The organism is Bacillus sp. N5-665, assembly GCF_022637375.2.
Lineage (GTDB): Bacteria > Bacillota > Bacilli > Bacillales > Bacillaceae_G > Bacillus_A > Bacillus_A wiedmannii.
The window spans coordinates 2,444,130-2,466,027 of sequence record NZ_CP093325.1 but is presented as its reverse complement, the minus strand read 5'-3'; the positions used below and the strand labels follow the sequence as shown (position 1 = coordinate 2,466,027).

General features: G+C 34.5%; 23 protein-coding genes, 1 pseudogene and 1 riboswitch. Of the genes and pseudogenes, 7 read left to right on the top strand and 17 right to left on the bottom strand.

Translation table 11 applies throughout. The features are described 5' to 3' along the window. Positions 1-7 precede the first annotated feature (7 nt). The 7 genes from MNO09_RS15210 to MNO09_RS15180 form a co-directional block, all read right to left on the bottom strand. Entirely contained in the window at positions 8-994 is a 987-nt protein-coding gene (locus MNO09_RS15210; RefSeq protein WP_000734907.1) for an alpha/beta fold hydrolase, read from the bottom strand. 105 nt (positions 995-1,099) lie between these two features. After that, on the bottom strand, positions 1,100-1,924 hold the full coding sequence (locus MNO09_RS15205; RefSeq protein WP_000344673.1) for a DUF2785 domain-containing protein: 825 nt from the start codon (positions 1,922-1,924) through the stop codon (positions 1,100-1,102). Between the two features lie 236 nt (positions 1,925-2,160). Next, on the bottom strand, positions 2,161-2,703 hold the full coding sequence (locus MNO09_RS15200) for a GrpB family protein (RefSeq protein WP_000358236.1): 543 nt from the start codon (positions 2,701-2,703) through the stop codon (positions 2,161-2,163). A gap of 43 nt (positions 2,704-2,746) precedes the next feature. Next, positions 2,747-3,415 carry a nucleoside/nucleotide kinase family protein gene (locus tag MNO09_RS15195; RefSeq protein ID WP_001079966.1) on the bottom strand — a complete coding sequence of 223 codons (669 nt, stop codon included), beginning with the start codon at positions 3,413-3,415 and terminating at the stop codon, positions 2,747-2,749. A 133-nt stretch (positions 3,416-3,548) separates the two neighbouring features. Further along, on the bottom strand, positions 3,549-4,292 hold the full coding sequence (locus MNO09_RS15190) for a metallophosphoesterase family protein (RefSeq protein WP_000357638.1): 744 nt from the start codon (positions 4,290-4,292) through the stop codon (positions 3,549-3,551). A 13-nt stretch (positions 4,293-4,305) separates the two neighbouring features. After that, positions 4,306-5,244 (bottom strand): aminoglycoside phosphotransferase family protein, encoded by a 939-nt coding sequence (locus tag MNO09_RS15185; RefSeq protein WP_000661759.1) that lies wholly within the window; start codon positions 5,242-5,244, stop codon positions 4,306-4,308. Positions 5,245-5,258: 14 nt separating this feature from the next. Then, entirely contained in the window at positions 5,259-6,056 is a 798-nt protein-coding gene (locus tag MNO09_RS15180) for a VOC family protein (RefSeq protein WP_000943368.1), read from the bottom strand. A gap of 98 nt (positions 6,057-6,154) precedes the next feature. Between MNO09_RS15180 and MNO09_RS15175 the strand changes: the two genes are divergently transcribed. Next, complete coding sequence (locus MNO09_RS15175) at positions 6,155-7,165, top strand: sulfite exporter TauE/SafE family protein (protein ID WP_002096492.1); 1,011 nt, start codon at positions 6,155-6,157, stop codon at positions 7,163-7,165. Between the two features lie 39 nt (positions 7,166-7,204). Here MNO09_RS15175 and MNO09_RS15170 read toward each other — a convergent pair whose 3' ends face one another. Then, on the bottom strand, positions 7,205-7,654 hold the full coding sequence (locus MNO09_RS15170) for a GNAT family N-acetyltransferase (RefSeq protein WP_088107311.1): 450 nt from the start codon (positions 7,652-7,654) through the stop codon (positions 7,205-7,207). A 323-nt stretch (positions 7,655-7,977) separates the two neighbouring features. Then, positions 7,978-8,170: riboswitch (Lysine riboswitch) on the top strand. 112 nt (positions 8,171-8,282) lie between these two features. Here MNO09_RS15170 and MNO09_RS15165 point away from each other — a divergent pair. The 3 genes from MNO09_RS15165 to MNO09_RS15155 all read left to right on the top strand — a co-directional run bounded on the left by MNO09_RS15165 (position 8,283) and on the right by MNO09_RS15155 (position 10,972). Then, positions 8,283-9,749 carry an amino acid permease gene (locus MNO09_RS15165; RefSeq protein WP_001083398.1) on the top strand — a complete coding sequence of 489 codons (1,467 nt, stop codon included), beginning with the start codon at positions 8,283-8,285 and terminating at the stop codon, positions 9,747-9,749. 113 nt (positions 9,750-9,862) lie between these two features. Beyond that, on the top strand, positions 9,863-10,168 hold the full coding sequence (locus MNO09_RS15160; protein ID WP_001026165.1) for an iron-sulfur cluster biosynthesis family protein: 306 nt from the start codon (positions 9,863-9,865) through the stop codon (positions 10,166-10,168). A 33-nt stretch (positions 10,169-10,201) separates the two neighbouring features. Beyond that, complete coding sequence (locus tag MNO09_RS15155) at positions 10,202-10,972, top strand: DNA alkylation repair protein (RefSeq protein ID WP_000521688.1); 771 nt, start codon at positions 10,202-10,204, stop codon at positions 10,970-10,972. Between the two features lie 110 nt (positions 10,973-11,082). On the opposite strand, the gene MNO09_RS15150 is transcribed toward MNO09_RS15155, so the two are convergent. After that, positions 11,083-12,066: a hypothetical protein gene (locus MNO09_RS15150; RefSeq protein ID WP_070168928.1), complete on the bottom strand. Its 984-nt coding sequence runs from the start codon at positions 12,064-12,066 to the stop codon at positions 11,083-11,085. Between the two features lie 75 nt (positions 12,067-12,141). Beyond that, positions 12,142-12,342, bottom strand: coding sequence for a hypothetical protein (locus MNO09_RS15145; protein WP_000479692.1), 201 nt, complete (start codon positions 12,340-12,342; stop codon positions 12,142-12,144). A gap of 476 nt (positions 12,343-12,818) precedes the next feature. On the opposite strand from MNO09_RS15145, the gene MNO09_RS15140 reads away from it, so the two are divergent. After that, positions 12,819-13,580: a class I SAM-dependent methyltransferase gene (locus MNO09_RS15140; protein ID WP_000817543.1), complete on the top strand. Its 762-nt coding sequence runs from the start codon at positions 12,819-12,821 to the stop codon at positions 13,578-13,580. Positions 13,581-13,629: 49 nt separating this feature from the next. Here MNO09_RS15140 and MNO09_RS15135 read toward each other — a convergent pair whose 3' ends face one another. Continuing rightward, positions 13,630-14,487 carry a PhzF family phenazine biosynthesis protein gene (locus MNO09_RS15135; protein ID WP_000704335.1) on the bottom strand — a complete coding sequence of 286 codons (858 nt, stop codon included), beginning with the start codon at positions 14,485-14,487 and terminating at the stop codon, positions 13,630-13,632. A gap of 206 nt (positions 14,488-14,693) precedes the next feature. Beyond that, the gene (locus MNO09_RS15130; protein ID WP_000874724.1) at positions 14,694-14,879 is read right to left on the bottom strand and encodes a hypothetical protein; all 186 of its coding nucleotides are present in this window, start codon (positions 14,877-14,879) and stop codon (positions 14,694-14,696) included. A gap of 251 nt (positions 14,880-15,130) precedes the next feature. On the opposite strand from MNO09_RS15130, the gene MNO09_RS15125 reads away from it, so the two are divergent. Beyond that, complete coding sequence (locus MNO09_RS15125) at positions 15,131-15,763, top strand: cephalosporin hydroxylase family protein (protein WP_002096491.1); 633 nt, start codon at positions 15,131-15,133, stop codon at positions 15,761-15,763. Positions 15,764-15,796: 33 nt separating this feature from the next. On the opposite strand, the gene lepB is transcribed toward MNO09_RS15125, so the two are convergent. Both lepB and MNO09_RS15115 read right to left on the bottom strand, forming a co-directional pair. Continuing rightward, the gene (gene lepB, locus MNO09_RS15120; protein ID WP_000806886.1) at positions 15,797-16,318 is read right to left on the bottom strand and encodes a signal peptidase I; all 522 of its coding nucleotides are present in this window, start codon (positions 16,316-16,318) and stop codon (positions 15,797-15,799) included. Positions 16,319-16,400: 82 nt separating this feature from the next. Beyond that, entirely contained in the window at positions 16,401-18,554 is a 2,154-nt protein-coding gene (locus tag MNO09_RS15115; protein ID WP_001249218.1) for a peptidoglycan D,D-transpeptidase FtsI family protein, read from the bottom strand. 280 nt (positions 18,555-18,834) lie between these two features. On the opposite strand from MNO09_RS15115, the pseudogene MNO09_RS15110 reads away from it, so the two are divergent. Then, positions 18,835-19,412, top strand: a pseudogene (locus MNO09_RS15110) (hypothetical protein). Positions 19,413-19,467: 55 nt separating this feature from the next. Here the strand turns inward: MNO09_RS15110 and MNO09_RS15105 are convergent. From MNO09_RS15105 to MNO09_RS15095, 3 genes are all read right to left on the bottom strand, one after another. Next, positions 19,468-20,196, bottom strand: a complete 729-nt coding sequence (locus MNO09_RS15105; RefSeq protein ID WP_140399246.1) for an NAD-dependent protein deacylase — start codon at positions 20,194-20,196, stop codon at positions 19,468-19,470. Between the two features lie 75 nt (positions 20,197-20,271). After that, positions 20,272-20,919, bottom strand: a complete 648-nt coding sequence (gene pcp, locus MNO09_RS15100) for a pyroglutamyl-peptidase I (protein ID WP_000859718.1) — start codon at positions 20,917-20,919, stop codon at positions 20,272-20,274. Between the two features lie 15 nt (positions 20,920-20,934). Beyond that, positions 20,935-21,897 carry a DUF979 domain-containing protein gene (locus tag MNO09_RS15095; RefSeq protein WP_001021676.1) on the bottom strand — a complete coding sequence of 321 codons (963 nt, stop codon included), beginning with the start codon at positions 21,895-21,897 and terminating at the stop codon, positions 20,935-20,937. Position 21,898 lies beyond the last annotated feature (1 nt).

Below are 21,898 nucleotides of genomic sequence, written 5' to 3'. Positions count from 1 at the left end.
CAATTGCTTAGTTCTTCACTACTTTATTCTTAATAAAATCCATAGCAATTTTGTATATTTCATCAGGAGCATATAAATAAATACTATGTGTACCTTCAATTATTTTTACATCAGCTATTAATAACTTGCTAGCAAACTCCTTATAGTCTTCGTTTTTTTGCTTTGTATACTTCGAATCTTTATATTGCCTAGCAATCGCATCTATAAATAACATAGGTGTTTCTTTTGGGATCGATAAAGAATTTGATTTTTTACCGTTATTGTAGCTTTGTAAAAGTTCTTGCTTCATATCATCATTAAAAGCCCTCTTATACGTAAGCGCTTTATAAATATCTTTTTCCTGTTCGTTTAAAAAGGATTGACGAATGACTTCGGGATTATAAGTAATAGAGGGAGCTAATCTCTGAAAACCAATTTTCGTTAAAATATTCATCCCTTTTATTTTTAATGAATCAACCATACCTATTTTATTAGTCACATACTGTTTAGGTAAACCAATATCTAACGCAATAATCCCTTTTACTTCACTTGGATATTTTTGTGCCCAATAAATAGCCTCTATACCCGATAGAGAGTGTGGTACTAAAATGTAAGGTGGTTTATTTCCACTTCGAATAAGCGCTTCTCTCGTTTGTTCTAATATCGTATCAATATCTCTATCATCTCGAAAAACATCACTGTATCCATAACCCGCTCTCTCAATTACAGCAATCTTGTTTTCCTTCGAAAATTTACTATATAAGCCTTTCAATTCATAAACAGGAGCGGCAATTCCAGATCCGGCCATAAATACAAACGTATCCTCCCCGCTCCCCTCATTATAAACATTCACTTTTTTATTATCGAAATTAACAAGTTCGCCTTCATTGTTCATTAATTTCGATTCCATTTTTAATTGATAGTTATGATATATAAATATAGCGCCTGTTCCAAAGAAAATCATACTAATACACATTAAAAATATTATTTTCACTGACTTTAATAATTTTTTCATTTGACACCCCTTTCAACCTATATTGAAAGGGTACAATATAAAAATAAATTTCTAATAAATTTTCAAATTTAATATCTATTCATTGTTTCTAAGGATGGATCACTTTTAATACCTACGCAAACCCTTCAAAGTCTCCAATATATCATCTGTAAAGGCTGTACTACCTTCTGCCTCTAAAACTCTAAAATAAAAACTTCTTAAGAAAGTTCTAATATTTTGTACTAAAATAGCATGCTGCGGATGTCGGATATCTTCAACAGTTGCTATACTATGTAGCCAATTGCTCCACTCTTCTCCAGTTAAAATATTTTGGTTACGTAACGACATAATTGGCGCTACTAATCTCTCATCTTCAAAGTGCACATATACGTAATCACTTAATCGAACCTTCTGGCGAACAGCAGCTAGTATTGCATATGAAAACTCACGATTTTGTATAGTACGTGCTAACGCATCTAGTGCATCAGCCGCATGCGCCGTAGAGTGTGCCCAGCCTTTTCCTTCTACGTATCCTCTTACATCTTCTTCTAAATATACATATTCTAGTACTTGTTCTGCCACACTGTATAGTTGTTCTTCAGATAACAGTGGTTCTCTTTCATGAACAGATAAAATAAGTGGCGGAATTAATACGGAGAATGCACGTTTAAATACAGAGTCTGTGCCCTTTTCACCAATTTTATAAAATAAATAATCAGGACTAATTGCTTGTAACATTAATCCTCGCAACTCTTTTTGTCTAAACACATCATTTGTAATCCATGTGTGAAGCGTACTATAAATTAAATCATCACGTAATTCAGCATCAGGTGAACCGATATAATCTAACATCCACTGCGCATATGGATATGCATCTACGTCTTCTGGTACAGCATAATTATTATTTTTAATTTGTAGTAGTTCTTCTTTTAATTCTAGTACTTCATCCATTATATTTTCTGTCCCCTTTTTACTTTATTAACATATTTTCGCCTTATCCCCTGTAATTGCCTATCCTTATATGAACTTGATTCAATTATATATAATTTATCCTAATAAATAAAAGGAAATACTTTAGAACATCGCAGTCTCTCACCTTATTTACATGCATTTCATGTAAGTTTAATTTATAAAATAAAGGATGTTTTTTCTTTTGTATTCAAACGTAGTTACAATCAAAGGTTGCATCATTTTAGAACTTGCTTAATAAATTCTGTTTTAGCTTTTGTGTAGGCTTCTCTATCTTGGTTAAATCTTTTAGCTAAATCTTGTTTAAGATTTGAATACTCATAAACTAATTGTGGATTTTCTCGTAAGCGATTACGAAATAAAAGTTGATGCTCCCATTGCTCAGTTCCTTTAACCATTAAATGAAGGTGAGCTACACGCCTATTATTCTTAACTTTCACAAAGAACCTTCTCCAAGGTCTTTCATCCAATTCTGGGCTTACATAATGCCAATTATATAAGTCCAATTCCGCTAAAATATCTAGTACTCTATCAAATGAGTCTATTTCAGCCATTAGATCAATGATAGGTTTTGCAGGTAAACCAGGTATGGATGTACTTCCTATATGTATTACTTTGCTTATACCGAGAGGAGCAAGCAGTTCATATAGTTGCTGCTCTTCACATCTGCCTTTATCTTGCCAATCAGGATTTGCATTCACTATCTCTACTGACTCATTCGCCCATACAGGCCAATCGTTCGGATTCTCTTTTTTATCCATCCAAAACATCTCCTTTCACGAATTGTTTGCTGTATAAACAATATTAAATTTCTTTAAATACAACTACTGGATCATCAAAGTTATTATTCCGAAATATAACATCCGCACAACTTTTCGGATTATGCTCATCTATATACATCTTACAGGCAGCATGATATCTGTTTAAAAACATTTTCTCTGCTTCTTCATAACTTCCAAAAGTCTCAGTCTCTCGCTTTGCACCACGTTTTCTCGCCATCTCAAAATCTGTATCTACAAAGATTTTGTAATCAAATAAATGCTCAACATCTTTTTTCAATAGAAACGTTCCATCTACTATTAATATCATATTTTGCTTGGCCACTTGTGGCTTATTATGTACAGGCATATCCGTTATTAAGTTATGAGAAATCGTTTCATACTGTAAATTCCCGTTAAGCTCTAAAGGCTTTAATAATCTTTCTTTAAAAGCTGTATAATCGTGTGCATCTTCGTAATACCCTCTTGCAGATTCTTTTCCTTTTGCATAGCGAACCGCTCTCGGATTATGAAAATCATCAATGCTGGCGCGTGTTACTGGTAAACCTCGTTTTTTTATTTCTTCAGCTATTTCGTTTGCAAATGTTGTTTTTCCTGAAGCTGTAATACCACTTACTCCAACTCTTGTTGGATGGGTTAAGTTTAATTTTAAAATATGATCTACAATTTCTTTCATGCGTTGTATTCGGTTCATGATATTTCCTCCTACAATTAGTTTACATAACATAATTACAGGTAACAATTCATGTCATTATTTGTCGGTAAGGCGATATCCTATTTCGAATCGTTAATATATTTGAAGTTACGATAGATATATTATAATTGGCTTACTTTCCCTTAAACCCTCGATATAAAGCAGTCCGTAATTCTTGTTTGTATTCTTCAATTTCTGGCATATCGAGTTCTTCTGCTAGTCTGATGGCTAGTTCAATATCATATGGTACACGTACGAGTTGAATGGAAAAGCTTGCGGCTTCTTGTTCATTGTAAGTTCCTTCAAATATTAAATAGGAAGCTTGTGTAATTTCAAGTGGATTGCCTACACTACCTGCATTGCATAACGTTTTCCCTCTGAAATTTTGAACGAATGCTTGGTGAACGTCACCGTAGCAAACGACATCTGGTTTTTTTTCCCCTTCTATATTCTCTGTGAACTCACTGTTTTCGAACATACTAATACGCTCTTCTCTTGAGGCATGTGGCTGAATTCTTTCATATAAACTTCTCGGCGATGCGTGGAACATACGAATCAATTTGCCACTCATAAAAAATTCGATTGAAAATGGTAAACTTCTTAAATAGTCATTTTGTTCTTCCGATAATTGTTTTTGATGCCATTTTAACGCTTCAAATTCAGTCGGTTTTGTAATGAAATCATCCCAGTTCCCCATTACAACTCCATCACATTCTTTACGAATGATTTCAATCACTTCGCTAGAATGAGGACCTTTCCCGACTAAATCTCCAAGACAAATGATGCGCTCGATTCCTCTTAATTTAATATCTTGCAGCACAGATTCTAGAGCTGGAATATTACCGTGAATATCTGAAATTACCGCAATTTTATCCATATGAATCCCTCCATTACTTATTGTTTATTCTATCCTCATGTTGTGATTGATACCATTTTGGAATATAGGATGAAAAATTGTTATGATCTTCTAAAATTACGTTCAACCTTTCCTTCATATCATCTACTAAATGTGGCGTGCTTCGGTTTGTCCATACGATATCAGCTGGGAATGTCATTGCTGCATATAATGAATACAGTTGCCAAAAATGAAGTGACGGTTCTCCCACGCAATAACCGTGAACTTGTCCAACCGCAAATGGTTTACTTATTCTTGTAGTAAAAATCGCTACGTTATAAAAATCGTGTATTGGGTCGCCAAAATCATATCCTCCAAAATCGATAACGATAAATTCCTTATTATGAATCATACTATTTGCTGGATGGAAGTCATCGTGTAAAAAGGTAATAGGGCGATTTTTCAATAATTGTTTATGCTCCCCTACAAAACTTAATACTGGCTTCAAATCAAGGAAGTCTATTTCATAGTTTGCTAACGCTTCTACGTATCTTTCGTATTTATTCCATCGAACCGTTCCCCATTTATTACTTGCACTTTCTCTTCCAATTGAGTGGATCCTCTTTAATACTTCCCCTGCTTTTCTTCCTGCATTATACTGTTCTTCCACCGATAGCTTCCCTAAACCTTCTTCACCATTTACACCTTGGGCCCATTCAAATACTTGTACACATTTATTTAATTCCTCAAGTTTTATGAAATGAATTAACTTGGGCGTTGGAATATGTAATAACTCTAATTGTTTCATATACGTATATTCTTCTTGTTTACGTTCAAAATGAACAGCATCACATACTTTCACAAAATAAGTTTCTTCGTTCTTTAATTCAACTTTATATTTTTCTTCATGTGAAAAGCCTTTTGAAATAGCTGTACACTTTACAATACGATGCCATTCTAGTTGTCTCTCTATCTCTCTAAGCATTTCCTTCACAACATTCACCTCTATCAATATATGTACAAACTACCTAACACTTCATGCTCTCGTTTATTTTCACCTTTAAACTCCACTGCAAATGGATATTCGCCATGATGCTTCAAACGTTCTAGTACTAACCCTTCTCCTATTGGTTCACAAAACTGCACATGAACATCACCAAATGATACGCTTTGACACTCCGCATTCCATTCTTCATTCTTTGTGATTGAGCTTGCAGTTAGCCCCATTACTTCTTTCCATTTCCGTACTGTTTCTCGAACATTTTTCACTGCGTAATGAATCGTTTCAATTTGTTGTACTTTATTTTTATGTTCAGTGATTGTTCCTATGTTACGTAAATCGTTTCTTCTTTCTTCATCCGTTTCATTCCACTGTATGAAGAAAGGTAATTTCGGTCCGTTTTCCTCTTGCTTTACAAATAACATTTTCCACTCTAAAAGACGGCCATCTTTTCTTATACGTTTTCCTTCAAATGGTCCTATCGTATGTAAACCGTGCTTACTAAAATTATTTGCTAGGTCTTCAATGGCATCTGTTCGAATTGCGATTTGTAGCATTCCTTCTCCGTCTTGTAATTTTACTACTGTTTCTTGTACTAATGGATTGTCTGCTTTCTTCGCTTTTTCTTCATGCTGAACTGCTAAAAATTCTATATAGGATAAATCAAAATAACATAAACTATTCCAAGTACCCCAAGTAATATGCTCTCCGCCTATTGCAGTATGAAATCCACGCTCCTGTATTTGTTTTGCCGCTTCCTCCGGTGTACCATATACTGCGTGTACGAGATGATCAAATCGTAACATGTCTTTCTCCCCTTTCTCTCCATCCTTTTATTGTATATTTTATTTTTCTTTCATTCAATTCAAAAAACTTTAAAACCCAGTTGATTTATACGATTAATATGTATTATAATGAAACAAATTTAATTATTGCTGATTGGAAAAACCAAAGGCACTTTTCTCATACGGGAAAAGTGCCTTTTTCATTTATTATTACAGGGGGATTATTTATGCAGAAATTAATTGTCTTTGCTATTATTGGATTTTTCGCTCAATTGATTGATGGGGCACTTGGAATGGCGTACGGGGTAACATCTACCTCACTATTATTAATGTTTGGTATCGCACCAGCTGTAGCTTCCGCATCTGTTCATTTAGCTGAAGTCGTTACAACCGCCGCTTCTGGTGCATCTCACATCAAATTTGGAAACGTTGATAAATATACCGTTTCCAGGCTTACATTACCAGGAGCAATTGGCGCATTTATTGGGGCATGTTTTTTAAGCAATTTACCTGGCGATGTAATTAAACCGTACATTTCCGTATTTTTATTTACTTTAGGGGTTTATATTTTATTACGATTCATCATTCAAAAACAAATTGTTACTTCAAATAAACGTATGTCTGCAAAACAGCTTGTTCCGCTTGGCTTATTCGCTGGATTCGTTGATTCAACTGGTGGTGGTGGCTGGGGTCCGATTACGACACCTGTACTTTTGGCAAGAGGAAATGAAGCTAGAAAAGTTATCGGATCTGTAGATACGAGCGAATTTCCTGTTTCACTCGCTGCAACAATTGGATTTTTCATTTCACTTGGATGGGAACAAGTAAGCTGGGTTTGGGTATTTTCTCTCATGCTCGGTGGTATCGTTGCGGCACCAATCGCTGCATGGCTAGTACGCATCGTTCCTTCTCATTTACTTGGCGTATTAGTTGGTGGCCTTATTATCTTTACAAACATTCGTACATTGCTTACTACATTTAAAGTTGATCCAACTATTATTTCACTTTCTTACGTGGCAGTTGGTCTTGTCGTTATTATTTCTATTTTCATTGCTGTTCGCAATCATTCCAAGCGTTCTAACGCATCGACAGCCGGATATCCGAATGATCAAAAACAAATGCTACCATAACGATAAAAATACCGCCCGATATACTTCGAGCGGTATTTTTTATTTTTCTATTTTCCAATTAATCATCGTTTCTGTAGTGTCAATTCTCTTCATATGTAATTTCTCTAATACACGAATCGAGCTATCATTTTCAAGAAGTGTCTCCGCAATAATCGTTTCTACTTCTCCTGTTTGAAAAGCCCAATTTATTAATTCTCTTACAGCTTCTGTCGCATACCCTTTATTCCAATATTTCTCAATAAATCCGTAACCAATTTCTACTGTATGTTCCTCATTTGGTTTCCCTTTAAATCCTATATCACCTAGAACGATGTCATCTTCTTTGCGAATGACATACCACGCGCCCCAAGGTAATAAAACCTTATTTTGTTTTACATTTTCTACATGCCCTACAATATGCGGACCACTGTTATATCCTTGCTCGTTAGCAACTTGCATACCCTCTTCTGTACACGGTACTATATAGAGTCTTTCTGTTTCTAATTTCATGTTAATTTCCCCTTTTTTGCTTAAACGTTTTTTTAATTATAACAAAAAATATGACCTTATTATGAATGTCGAATTATATTTTCAGAATTTTCTTTTATTTTTAAAGGGTTTTTCAATATTTTTTGCGAAACATTTGTATAACAATTTCTTTATTTGTTTTTTGTTACATAACAGTAGGTTCGGGTGGAGTTTTGCAAGCGTTTCCTATACAATAACCGATATTTTTTGACTTTTCCTAACAAAATATCTTGCAATATATTCAGAAAGTCATTACAATTGCCATATATTAAAAATCTTAGCAATATATCAAATCCTCATCAATCCGATGAGGTAGAGGTTGCGACTTTTATGAGTAAAACGGACGAGACACAGAGAATGTCACCAACTCCGTTTGAAAGGAAAAGTTGCCGAAGTTTATATTTCTTCTCTGGAAATATGAGCTGGGGCTGTCTCCGAAAGGAACAGAACTGTCACGTTTACAAAATTACCGTGTAAACGTGGGGTGCTATCTTAACGGAAGGGTATGATGGGGTGGTTATTTGTGAAACGTTCCGCCTAATTCCTTTGGCGGTTTTTTGTATTTTTCTCCCCCGCTCCTTCCTAACCTACAAGAAAAGGAGTGTTGAACATGAATAGCGCAACAAATCAATCTACCTCTAAAACGCAAACTACACAAGGACAAGGTGAATTAAAACGCGGATTAAAATCTCGTCACCTTACGATGATTTCTCTCGGTGGTACAATCGGTACCGGACTATTTCTTGCCAGCGGTGGTGTCATCCATACAGCTGGTCCTGGCGGTGCACTAGTCGCATACGCCGCAATTGGAATTATGGTTTACTTTTTAATGACAAGCTTAGCTGAACTCGCGGCTTACATGCCTGTTACCGGATCTTTTAGCACGTATGCAACAAAATTTGTTGATCCATCCCTTGGCTTTGCACTTGGATGGAACTATTGGTATAACTGGGCCATTACAATTGCTGCTGAACTCGCGGCTGTAACATTAATTATGAAATTTTGGTTCCCAGATACCCCTTCTCTTATTTGGAGTGGATTATGTTTAGCTATTATTTTCCTTTTAAACTATTTATCTGTTAAAGGGTTTGGTGAATCTGAATATTGGTTCGCACTTATTAAAGTAGTTACTATTATTATCTTTTTAATTGTCGGCTTTATGATGATTTTCGGAATTATGGGCGGCGAATCTGTTGGCTTTAAAAACTTCACTGTTGCAGATGCACCATTTAATGGCGGCATTATGGCAATTATCGGTGTATTTATGGCTGCTGGGTTCTCATTCCAAGGAACTGAATTATTAGGTGTAGCTGCTGGTGAAACTGCTGATCCAGAGCGTAACATTCCAAAAGCAATTCGTTCTATCTTTTGGCGTATTCTTTTATTCTATATCCTTGCGATTCTCGTTATCGGTTTATTAATTCCTTATACGACTGAAAGCCTTGCTGCAAGCGATGTAACAGTAAGTCCATTTACACTTATTTTTGAAAAAGCGGGCGTTGCCTTTGCTGCTTCTGTTATGAACGCTGTTATTTTAACGGCAGTATTGTCTGCTGGTAACTCTGGTATGTATGCATCAACTCGTATGCTTTGGGACTTAGCTCGCCAAGGAAAAGCACCAAAGTTTCTTGGTAAATTAGATAGCCGCGGTGTACCTGTTAACGCATTAATCGTAACGTCAATTGTCGGTAGTATCGCTTTCATTGCCTCTTTATTCGGTGACGGTGTTGTATACATTTGGTTATTAAACGCATCTGGAATGTCTGGCTTTATCGCATGGGTCGGAATTGCAATTAGTCATTACCGTTTCCGTAAAGCATATATCGCACAAGGAAAAGATTTGAAAGACTTACCATATAGAGCAAAATGGTTCCCGTTCGGTCCAATTTTCGCATTTGCACTTTGTGTCATCGTAATTTTAGGTCAAAACTACGGCGCATTTATGGGCGAATCAATCGATTGGAACGGTGTACTCGTTTCTTACATCGGTTTACCACTCTTCTTAGTACTATGGTTAGGATATAAATTTACGAAGAAAACGAAAGTGATTCCGCTCGATAAATGTGAATTGAAATAAAGTGAAACGAGCAAACAAATATGTTTGCTCGTTTTTTATTCCGATGCTTCTCCCTTCCCTATTTCTCCTGTTTTTGCAATAATAAAGGAAATATATATAAAGGTTGGGATACCATGAACATTCGTATTACTGATGAAGCAAAAGCAGCTATACATAAATTAGAACGTGAAGATAAAAAGATCATTCGCATTAGAGGAACAATGACAAACTCTTGTAGTATTTTCGTTGATGTTGATTTAATTTGGGATACATATGATGCAGATGATGTTGTATATAAAGATGCCGAGTTTATCGTACAAATGGATTCATTCACGAAAGACTACACTGGTGATACGGTGAAACTTGATTATAAGACGACAGGTTTTAGTATTACGACTCCGAGTGAGACTTTAGTTTATGGATTGTCGATTAAAAAATAAAAATTGTTTTCAGCTGACAAATGAGGTGAAAAAATGGGTAAATATGTTCCGTTAAAATTTTTATTTAATGAAGAATTAGCAGAAATAATGGCTGATTCTATTTGTAAACACGATCCTAATTTTCCGAAAAGAAACTTCGTATCTTCCGTAACATGTAAAGTTGAAAAATTAGAGTTAAAGCAACGTATAGAAGTAATAGCAGATGAATTACACGATGCATTACAAAAAGATTTTAATGCAGCAATACATATTTTACTGAAAACATTGGGGCCAGAAAACACAACAGAAGTAGGCACATTTACAAACGGATATATGTACATGCCTATTGCAAAATACGTTGAAAAATATGGGCTTAACGATTTTGAAACCTCATGTAACGCCATGTATGCAATAACAAAAAGGAATACTGCTGAATATGCCATTCGGCCTTTTCTCAAAACATACCATGAAGACACACTACACATATTACAACAGTGGATTCATGACGAAAACAGCCACATTAGAAGATTAGTTTCCGAAGGTACAAGACCAAGACTTCCGTGGGCTAAAAAAATGGGAGCTCTGAAAGGTGACTTTACAAATAATTTAAAGCTTCTTGAGCCATTAATGAATGATCCTTCTAAATATGTCCAAAAATCAGTAGCCAATCATATTAACGATATTACGAAAGAAGATAAAGAACTCGTTTTTCAATGGTTACAACATTTACGTCATAAACAGCATCCAGTTAACCCTTGGATTATAAAACATGGGTTAAGAACGGTAATAAAAAGTGGGACATTGCCAAAAGATTTTTCTTTTTAAGTATTTTAAACAAAAACGCTTATACTTCAAAAATGAAGTATAAGCGTTTTTTCCTTTTGAATAAAGCAATAATAAACGTAAAAAGTGCTTTAAAATTCTTCTTTATACCTTTATTTTACTAGCTCTTCTATGTTATCATTTTTCTTGATTTTTTCTGATGATAGCCAGAGTGAATAACTTGTTCCATCCTTGTTCCTTAAAAATATGTTAAATTCCTTATTATATAGTTCTTCTTTAAGAATAGTGACTACCTTTCTCAAATCCTCTATTACATAGGAATCATTTCTATATTTTATCTCACTATCATTGAAAACTAAAGTCAATTCATACTCTAGACAATTGCCGTCTTTCGGGTTTGAACAAGTAATATCTTCAATTACAAAACGATCATTTTGAATTTCATTTAACCTTTCGCCTACTTTTGTTTCAGTTTGAATCAAATATGTCCAATAACCGCTTACAGTGTTTTTCATTGTTAAAAGCAGTTCTTCTTTCGTTATAGCTTTTTGCACATTATGAAAAGGTAAGCCTATAGATTCACCATTATGATCCTCAATTTCAAGTTTTGTTATCTTTTTATTACTCTTCTGAATGAATTGGAATAAAGCATATAAACGATCTAATTCTTTTGATTCAAATTGACTGTAATCAATCTTGTCACTCGTTTTTAAAGTTAATACTAACTTATCAGTTGGTTTCTCCTCTATATAATCATCATCCACTATATATTGAAAAACATTTTTATTTTCAGGTTCCACGTAACCTAATTTTTTAATTTCTTCTAGCATGGGTTTGAATTTCTTATATTCCTCATATGTTTTTTTCCCGTATTGATATTCATCACCTTTTATTCTTGAATATAAGATGCCATCTACTTCTACTCTAAATTGAATATTTTTGTTATTTTTCGCTTGAACAGTATGATATGTATGTCCCATATTCCCTTCATGTATAGCACCCCAATCTGTTACAATCACATCCATTCCGTGCTTTTTTTTCACATATTTTTTCACCTGATCTTCATCTTCATAATTACAACCACTTAAACATAAGAAACATAACAATAGCAACATTACATTTTTCATTCTTTTCATATAGCACCTTGCCCTCTTCCTTGCATAAGAAATGTTCGCTAATTAAAGACTGTATAAAAAAGAGAATAATAACACCTATACATTATTATTCTCTTTTTTATAGAAACGGGTCGAATCACAGGCAATAACCCATCCTATAACGATTAATGTTACAGATAATAACTTAAGGCCCGTCTTATATATATAATCCAAATCTTTAAGGTAAATAAAGGATATTATTCCTAATACAGCACCCACTATCCCTAGAATCAAACCCTTATACTTTTGTAAAAACATCTTATTCCCCCTTTCGTACAAACTAAATATTCCATATATAAACAATACTAAATTATGGAATATTTTCAAAGAATAAAATTTTTATATTCAGTATATATATCCATTTCTTATATTAATAAAAACATCCCCATAGATAAGTAAATCTAAAGGGAGTGAACGGTTCCACTTTTTTATAAACAGTACGACTTTATTGTTATGTAACAGAAATGTGAAATATCATATTTCACAAAATATGTTGGCACAATGCAGTTTCACTATATACCCCATCCAAAATTTAGTTGCACTCTCACCTTCCCTTATAACTTCAAAGGATTTCCACTCGATTATCCCGAATATACAAATAACCACTCTAACAAGGAGCGAATTTATATGAATCTATTCGAACATGAAACGTAAAACCGTTCCACTTTAATAAGAGGTCCTCCTTTTTTCTTTTCTCATCATATCATTTACTTACAAAATAGGAGGATATAATTATGAAACGTGATTTATTATTTTTAACTTTATTAGAAAGTGCTAATACAAATTTTAGCGGTTGGGATTTTTCTTTTATTTCAGAAACTGGTCGAATGAAGAGCGAGCCTTTATCGTGGTCGTACGGCAGCACTGCTTTTCAACTTATGCAGCGTGCAGAATCAATGCTCGATATGGGTACTGGCGGCGGAGAGTTTTTATCTATGTTACAACCGTTCCCATCAACTATTTTTGCGACTGAGGGCTATGCTCCAAACGTGCCAATTGCTCGGAAGAAATTAGAACCTTTAGGGGTTACAGTTATAGAGGTAACAGATGATACTGCTTTACCATTTCAAGATGGTCAGTTTGATTTAATCATAAATCAACATGAATCGTATACTGCCTCTGAGCTAAACAGAATTCTTTCTCCAAATGGAATTTTCCTTACACAACAAGTTGGTGGTCTCGATTGTGCGGAACTAAATGAACAGTTTAGCGCACCGCTAAATAGCGAATTTGCAAGTTGGTCGCTCGAAGCAGCATGCATTGAGTTAAAGGAAAATGGATTTACTATTTTAGAAGAAAAAAAAGAGTTCCCTTTTCAACGCTTTTACGACATTGGCGCTATCGTCTATTATTTAAAAGCGATTCCGTGGCAAATTCCTGATTTTACTGTCGAAGGTTACTATGAGGAATTATATCGTATACATGAAATCATCTTACAAAAAGGTTATTTTGATGTAAAGCAACATCGTTTTATGATTAAGGCGATTCGCAGTTAATCATGGAGCATATAAAAAAGAGATGGATCTACCATCTCTTTTTTTATTTTCACTCAATATTTTCTATATTTAAACACTTCGTTTCACAGTAATAGCCTTTGCCACCAACATAAACTTTTTCTATTTTATTATCACTATCGGTTGCTAATTTAACTAATATTTCGGAAGGCGAGTGTAAAGAATAACCTTGTTCAAATACATAGACTTCTTTTTGTAAGTAGCGCTGTTCATAAAGGTAGCAAGCTAATGCACCGTTTGAAGTTCCAGTCGCTGCTTCTTCATTGATGTCGTATAGTGGAGCAAAGTTTCTACATATTATTCGATTGTCATTAAAAGTATATAGATGCATCCCGACAACATTATAATACTTGCTGATTTCTTTAATTTTTTCAAAATTAGGTTGCAGTGTATGTAATTGTGTTTCGCTTTTTATAGGAATTAAAATATCTTTTAAGCCCGTGGAGACAATTTGAATTGGGTATGTATTGTCTATAGCTTTACTATCAAAACAGTCGATGAACTCGTTTGGAGATATAACATCATAGAATATCGGTTCGTTTTGTTCCATGAATATGGTGTCATCTTTTATGGTAATAGTAAGAACACCGCTGTTCGTTTCAATCGTATAGCGATTCTTGAAAAGTTTATTTACATGCATCAGTATCGCGAAAGAGCCAATTGTGGCATGACCACATAAATCAACTTCCTCTTTTGGTGTAAAATACTCAATTTTATAATCAGCAATTTCAGATTCTGATATAAATGCGGTTTCCGCATAGCCCAGTTGTTTGGCTATTGCCATTTTTTGAGTAGTGGTCAATGTATTCTCCATAAATACCACTCCTGCTTTATTTCCGCCTTTATGATCCTTGCTAAATGCACTTGCAACATAAACAGATATTTTCATAAGATACCTTCCTCCCCTATAATAAATTGTAGCATAGAACGTACTACATATATATATTGTTGGATAAATTAACCATAAAGCAAGAGACAAACTATTTTTTAGCATCTGAACTCTCCAAAAAATAGTTTGTCTAGAGCCTGAGAGTTGGATCTATCATCTCTTTTTTCCCGTTTATTTTTAAAAATTTTGTGGTGGCTTCTAGATTGTTAAGTACGTTCACGTCTCGCAATCGCATCAGCTAATGTAATAAGTTGCTTGCACGTTATCTTTCCAGCTAACTTTTCTTTTATAACTTTTTCCATTTCTTTTGTAATAATCATACCTTCTATTGCTAGAGTCGCTTTAGCTGCCTCGAAAGCTTTATTCAGTTCTTCTTCACTTTTGAATGCCATAATTTAAGTTATCTCCTTCACATCATTTTCATTTCCTTTTCTAATGAAGCAAATTGTGTACTTATACATACGTTCCTTTTCCCCTCATCTACATATTTAAATTGCATTTTGATTAGAACTTGCTGAATTAAGTTTTTTATTATACAAACAATTGGTTTTTAATGAGGTATTTTAATCATTTTTATTAAAAAACATTCTCCTTATAATTATATTTCACATAATATATTGTACAACTTTCGTTTCAGAAAGGAGTGTTCAAAATCGATAACATAAGTAGCGAATTTTTAAAACAATATTACGATAGTCGAGTCTGGTTATATGATACACATTGGCTTGGGGTCCCCATTCTCAAACTTCCCACTGATCTTTTTTTGTATCAAGAAATTATTTACGAATTAAAACCCGATTTAATTATTGAATGTGGTACTTGTTATGGTGGTAGTGCGTTGTATTTAGCTTCTATATTAGATCTAATTGGAAAAGGTCACGTTCTTACTATCGATATATTCCCACAACCAAATCGTCCATCTCATGACCGCATTACGTATGTAACAGCTTCTTCTGTTTCTGTACAGGCCGTCCAAACCATTTTAAGTATGCGCAAACCTGATGATGTAATTTTAGTTATTTTAGATTCTGATCATAGTAAAGAGCATGTCTCAAAAGAACTTTTACTTTATAAGTCTATCGTTACTACTGGCAGTTATATTATTGTAGAGGATACATCTATTAATGGAAATCCTGTTTCGCCCGATTGGGGGGCAGGTCCAATGGAAGCTGTAGAAGAGTTTTTAACTAAAAATAACAATTTCATAATCGATGAATCTAAGCATAAGTTTTTCATCTCATTTAATCCAAAAGGTTTTTTAAAGAAGATAAAGTGAAACTTTAATAAGTGGGGTTGTGTATAACCCCACTTATTCTATAATCTTCATTTTTGAAAAAGGATAATATACAAATTCCACTTTGCCTATTATATTATCTTCTTCAATATATCCTAAGCCGTTTCGACTATCTCTACTAAGTTCACGATTATCTCCCATTACAAATAACTTATTTGGCGGGATTTTTGTCTTTTGAAAGTTATAAAACACTTGCGTATTATTGAATAAATCTTTATTTGTATACGGTTCTTCTTGCTTTTTATCATTCACATATACTGATCCATTCGTTATGTTAATTACGTCACCAGGAAGTCCTATTACTCGTTTTACATAATATTTCGACTCATCCTCTTCCTTTATAATGACAATTTCTCCGTGCTCTAAATTAGAAAAATGTACTGCTGCTTTATTTACAAATACGTAGTCTTCTTCATATAAAGTCGGTTGCATCGATTTCCCTTCCACTTTACATAAAGTAAAAGAATGATATGCTACTACCAAAACAAACACGAAGAGTATGTATTTCCCCCAGCCTCTTTTAATCTCCTGTTTCATATCCATTCCCACCTTATTTAAACGCTTTTTAACTCAAAAAATATATCACTGCACAATATGTCTCCATGCAGTGATACTATTTTTACTGGGCCTTGTTCGGCTGTTCTACTGGGACTGGATTTCCACCCGCTCTTTTCGTTTTCAATTCAAAATACGCATCCAAAATCTCTTTACCAATCGCGGAATTAATTCCTGATTTGTCATCATTCACCCAAGGTACAACAACTGAAAAAGCTACTTCCGGATCAGCATCATATGGTGCATAACCGGCAAGAGTTAAATTATAACATTTTTTTCGGTTATTGTTTTCATCTCTTCCAATATCACTTTCTCCACCATATACGGTTTCAGCTGTTCCTGTTTTTCCAGCTGGTTTATACGGTAATCCTTTAAACGTTGCAGTACCTGTTCCGTCAGTTTCTTGAAAAACTCTTCTAAATCCTTCTTTTACATGATTAATGTATGAAGTATCCATATCCACTCGATTTAAAATAACTGGTTCAATAGACCGAACAACTTTTCCAACATCCTCTGGTCTATGTGGTTGCTCTCTCACTTCTTGCACAATTTGTGGTTTCATTCGGTATCCGCCGTTTGCAATTGTTGACATATATTGAGCAAGTTGAAGCGGCGTATATGTATCATACTGTCCAATCGCGTAATCAAGTAAAAAACCAGGTATGTTATCTGTTCTACCCATTTGACCAATCGATTCATTCGGTAAGTCAATTCCAGTCGGTACACCTAAGCCAAACTGTCTAAAGTAGTAGCGCATTTTATTAAATGTCTCTTTTTTAATATCTAACGGATTGTTTGGTACATAATTTATACCTGCCATTTTTAAAGCTGTATTAAACATATAAACGTTTGATGAAACTTGTAAAGCTCTTAAATCATCAATATCACCAAAGTCTTTCCACGATTTCTTCGGCTTAGTACTGCCTTTAAAATACATCGGTGCATCAAAAAAATGTGTATACGGCTTAATTGTGTCAGTTTGATATCCGGCTAATAACGTAGCCCCTTTCACAGTTGACCCTAATTCATAAGAACTTGTCATCGTTCCTAAAGCAAAGTCTTCTATTTGCATTCCGCCATCTTTATTTACAATTTTCTTTCCTGCCATTGATAAAATTTGGCCGTTTTTCGGGTTCATCATTACAACGAACGCGCGATCCATCATCGGCTCTGCAGAATGAAATGCTCGTAAATTCTTTTCAAGACTTTCCTCTACTTTTTTCTGTAACTCCATATCTACTGTTAACATTAAATTATTTCCACTTTTTCCTTCAGTCACTTTTTCTGTCCGAATAATATTTCCCGCTTTATCCGTAATATTTTTAGACTGTTCTTTCGTTCCATGTAATGCATCTTCGTACTGTTTCTCGATATAACTCTTACCAATGCGATCATTCCGGTTATAATCGCGCACTAAATAATAATCTAACTGTTCTCTTGGCAAACCCTCATTTTCAGTAGAAACGCTACCAAGTATGGAACGAAGTATTTTATCATTTGGGTATTCACGTTCCCAATCCACTGTCGTATCCACTCCTGGCAAACTTGCCAATCTTTCACTTACGATTGCATATTCGTTTTGACTTACATCTTTTTTAACAATTTGCGGCGTCATTTTATATCCCGCATTCATCCTACTTTTAATTGCTAGTACTTCTAAGTCCTCTTTTGAAAGTTCGCTTAATTCTTCTTGCGTAATTCTTTCTCGGCGCAACTCTTCTACTTTTTTATCTAATTCTTTCCCTTCTATCTCTTGCTTCCTAAATGTACTCTCATCTTCTTTCGTCACTTTTTCTGCTGCTCGTTTTTCATTTAACTGCATCCAAAAATCCTTTTTATCTGTTTCTGTCAACTTATTTATATCTTCTGGCGACATTTCAATTAGCTGGGCTAAGTTTCTTGCTACTTGTAAAACTTCTTTCGAATCTGCTCCTTTCATTTTCGTATATGTAACGGTTCGTAGCGGTTTGTTATTTACAATCACTTGACCTACCCGATCAAACATTTTCCCTCTAGGAACAGGTGTGCTTACCGTTACATCTTCCTTTTTGTTCACTTCATTTCTATACGTTTCTCCATCAATGATTTGTACTTTACCTAATTGAATTATAATAGCTGAAAATAAAAGAAAGACGATAAAAAATAGTACATTTAATCGAAAAGGAATATGAGTCTTTTTCTTTTTCGATTGTTTCTTCTGCTCCTTTTTCTGTCTCATTTCGCTCCCTCGCTTCATTCTATTAACATTTCTACATAGAACCATTATGTATCAAATTTATTTATATGATATATATAGAATTTTATATTAATTACTAAAGAAATAAAAGATTTAATTTTCAGTATTTTAATTTTATACCCTATTTATTACCATTCCCCTTCATACGTCATAACATGAATTTTCTTCTGAAAGAATAAGTGTATACAATTGTTTTTTTATACCATTCATTTACATTTCTCTGTATACTAACAATAAAAAACGTTACTAAGGAGAAAATGAAATGACAGATTCATTTACAATACATACTAATACGTCATATTGTTTAAACTTTATGATTTATATTCAAAATATTCATCTCAACCAAAAAGAGAAAAAAATTTGCGGTTTCCTTACATAGCAAGAAAATTAAATTTCTCCACTGAATTTGAAGTGAATTTCAAAGAATTATGGCATACTCTTCGCAAACAAATTAATGACGACAAAAATGATATCCACATTTTTTATGAGGAAAACCACATCTTTTATGAGAAGTTTTTTGACACCCAATTATGTAATGAAGAATCCTTTAAAGAGTTAGTATGTAGTTTTAAAGTATGGTGGACTAGCATAGCAGGTCAGCTTTCGATAGACTATTCTGTAAGTGAGTATACTGAGCAACTTTATAATGATTTAGTTTTATACGTAAAGCAACACCAAATAGAGCCTTTACAACATCTACATATTAGCTTACTTTATGACGACTGTGTATTCGTTAAAGGTAATACTACTTCTTACTCTGCCATTTTACCTACCAAAGTCTTTTTTATAAATTATAGAGATGTGGTTACTACATTATCGAAATGTTTTCATATGGCTTAAAACAGTAATTACTCAAATAAAAAACTGAGGTAGATACCTCAGTTTTTCCGATAACTTATTTAGCCGAAGATAACCCTTCAACAAATTCACCAATCTTATTTTGAAAAACAAAATCAAAGTTATATTCTTGTCCTGTTCTTTCTTCATTTACTAAAATTGTTGTTGCCCCGACTTCCCTCTTTGCAATTTCCGGGAATGAAGCGACAGGTTGTACTTTTAATGACGTTCCCATAACGATAAGCACATCTGTTTCATATAAACGTGTTATTGCATTTTGATATTGCGGTAATGTATCTCCGTATAAAACGACGTCTGGATTTAAAATGAAATTACACTTCTCGCAACGAGGCACTTCATGATCAATCATATACTGCAAATCATATCCCGCTTTACACTTCGGACAATGTGCTGTTTGAAGCGTTCCATGTAAATCAATGACATGTTTACTACCACCTAATTGATGTAAGCCGTCAATATTTTGCGTTAAAATCGTAATATCTTTCCCTTGTTCTTCTAATTCAGCTAAAAAGCGATGGCCACGATTTGGTTTGTATTGATGAAACGTATTAATTTGAAAGATTTCTTTATAATGCTTCCAAAATTCTTTCGGGCTTCTATTATAGTATCCCCTTGATAAATACGTCTCCACATTCGCATCAGCATACAATCCATTTGCTGAACGAAAATCTGGGATACCACTTTCCGTACTTGCTCCTGCACCTGTTAACACTGTAATTTTCTTCGCTTTTTCTAAAATTGAACGTACTTCTTCAAATTGTTGCACAAAAATCACCTCTATGTATATTGCTATACTTATTATACCAGTTGTTTACAGGAAGTGTCGTACGATTCGTTTTGTTTAATGCGTCGTACCCCCAATTTCAACAATATCCACCTCAACTGTCATCGTTACTTCAACTGCCAATTCTATCCCCTTACTAATAGTAGAAAGTGACATACTTGGTTGACCTGGATAGTTACTCGCTTGCTCTGGTAAAAACGGAATATGAATAAATCCGCCTTTTATTTTCTGATCATGTTGCTCTAGTTCATGCATGAGACCATAGAATAAATGATTACAAACGAATGTACCTGCTGATTGTGAAACGGAAGCTGGTATGCCTTCTTCTTGTAGTTTTTTTACAATTGCTTTCATCGGAAGCGTAGACCAATATGCAGCCGGGCCTTCTTCCACAACCGGTACATCTATCGGCTGATTCCCTTCATTGTCAGCAATTCTTGCATCATCAACGTTAATTGCGACACGCTCTATCGTAATATCTGGTCTACCTCCAGCTTGTCCAATACATATAATCATTTCAGGGTTTAGTTCTTCTATATACTCTTTTAATACTTTTATTGATTTATGAAATACCGTTGGGACTTGTTTGCTAATAATCTTGTACTCTCCAATTGTTTTTTCATGTAAACTTTTTGCTACTTCCCAAGCTGGGTTGATGCTTTCTCCGCCGAACGGATCAAATCCTGTTAGTAATACTGTTTTCATAGTTTTCCCTCCTAATTAGAAACGATATACAAGGCCGTACATAATAAACATATTGATAATAAAGATTGAAAGAGCTATTGGTACTTGTGCTTTAATAACGGCATTTTTATCTTTTAGCTCTAAAAGCATCGCCGGAACGATATTAAAGTTTGCTGCCATTGGAGTAAGTAACGTTCCGCAATATCCAGCAAACATGCCGAGCGCTGCCATAATCGCTGGGTTCCCGCCGTGCATTTGGACAATTAAAGGTAAACCAATTCCGCCAGTAATAACGGCAAACGCTGCGAATGCATTTCCCATTACGACTGTGAAAAGCATCATTCCTAAACAATACGCCATAACAGCAACGAACGGATACTCTGTCGGTAATACTTGTCCGACTAAATCAGAAACGACTTGTCCAACGCCAGATTTTGCAAAAATACCGCCAAGTGCCGCTAACATTTGTGGTAAAATAACAGCCCAACCGACAGCTTGTAATAGTCTGCTTCCTTCTTGCACAGGCGTTGTTATTTTCGATTTTGTAATACGCATCGCCGCAACGAATGCAAGTAATGCACCTAACGCTAATGCAACTAGCGTTACTTTATCTGGATCAACAAGAGAAACATTTCCCCATTTGATTTTTCCTAACGTTAACGTACCGATAATTGTAAAAATAGGGATTAATAGTGCGGGCATAAAAACTTTATTTTTTAATTTCTCCGCATGTTTCACACGTTCTTGCACTGGTACTTCTTTCTCCTCTGATTTTGTTACTTTGTTTAGTGAAGCTAACACGACCATAGCCAGCACAATACAACCAACGTAAAACGAAGGGATTATATTTCCGAATAAAAACGTAACTGCAAATAACGCCCAAAACAAGCTAGATCCCCATCGATTTGGATGTTCACGATCAAATGCAATACGAACAGCGATAAAGGCAACGATTATACCTAATACGTAATAGATTGTATCCATTGTGATGATGTTCATT

Coding starts and splice junctions, on each gene's coding strand:
- MNO09_RS15200 (WP_000358236.1), bottom strand. CDS start 2,703: ATGGATAAAAAAGAGAATCCGAACGATTGGCCTGTATGGGCGAATGAG.
- MNO09_RS15140 (WP_000817543.1), top strand. CDS start 12,819: ATGAAACGTGATTTATTATTTTTAACTTTATTAGAAAGTGCTAATACA.
- MNO09_RS15115 (WP_001249218.1), bottom strand. CDS start 18,554: ATGAGACAGAAAAAGGAGCAGAAGAAACAATCGAAAAAGAAAAAGACT.
- MNO09_RS15180 (WP_000943368.1), bottom strand. CDS start 6,056: ATGTTACGATTTGATCATCTCGTACACGCAGTATATGGTACACCGGAG.
- MNO09_RS15150 (WP_070168928.1), bottom strand. CDS start 12,066: ATGAAAAGAATGAAAAATGTAATGTTGCTATTGTTATGTTTCTTATGT.
- MNO09_RS15130 (WP_000874724.1), bottom strand. CDS start 14,879: ATGGCATTCAAAAGTGAAGAAGAACTGAATAAAGCTTTCGAGGCAGCT.
- MNO09_RS15195 (WP_001079966.1), bottom strand. CDS start 3,415: ATGAACCGAATACAACGCATGAAAGAAATTGTAGATCATATTTTAAAA.
- MNO09_RS15175 (WP_002096492.1), top strand. CDS start 6,155: ATGTATTATAATGAAACAAATTTAATTATTGCTGATTGGAAAAACCAA.
- MNO09_RS15135 (WP_000704335.1), bottom strand. CDS start 14,487: ATGAAAATATCTGTTTATGTTGCAAGTGCATTTAGCAAGGATCATAAA.
- MNO09_RS15145 (WP_000479692.1), bottom strand. CDS start 12,342: ATGTTTTTACAAAAGTATAAGGGTTTGATTCTAGGGATAGTGGGTGCT.
- MNO09_RS15155 (WP_000521688.1), top strand. CDS start 10,202: ATGGGTAAATATGTTCCGTTAAAATTTTTATTTAATGAAGAATTAGCA.
- MNO09_RS15165 (WP_001083398.1), top strand. CDS start 8,283: ATGAATAGCGCAACAAATCAATCTACCTCTAAAACGCAAACTACACAA.
- lepB (WP_000806886.1), bottom strand. CDS start 16,318: ATGAAACAGGAGATTAAAAGAGGCTGGGGGAAATACATACTCTTCGTG.
- MNO09_RS15210 (WP_000734907.1), bottom strand. CDS start 994: ATGAAAAAATTATTAAAGTCAGTGAAAATAATATTTTTAATGTGTATT.
- MNO09_RS15190 (WP_000357638.1), bottom strand. CDS start 4,292: ATGGATAAAATTGCGGTAATTTCAGATATTCACGGTAATATTCCAGCT.
- MNO09_RS15160 (WP_001026165.1), top strand. CDS start 9,863: ATGAACATTCGTATTACTGATGAAGCAAAAGCAGCTATACATAAATTA.
- pcp (WP_000859718.1), bottom strand. CDS start 20,919: ATGAAAACAGTATTACTAACAGGATTTGATCCGTTCGGCGGAGAAAGC.
- MNO09_RS15095 (WP_001021676.1), bottom strand. CDS start 21,897: ATGAACATCATCACAATGGATACAATCTATTACGTATTAGGTATAATC.
- MNO09_RS15170 (WP_088107311.1), bottom strand. CDS start 7,654: ATGAAATTAGAAACAGAAAGACTCTATATAGTACCGTGTACAGAAGAG.
- MNO09_RS15205 (WP_000344673.1), bottom strand. CDS start 1,924: ATGGATGAAGTACTAGAATTAAAAGAAGAACTACTACAAATTAAAAAT.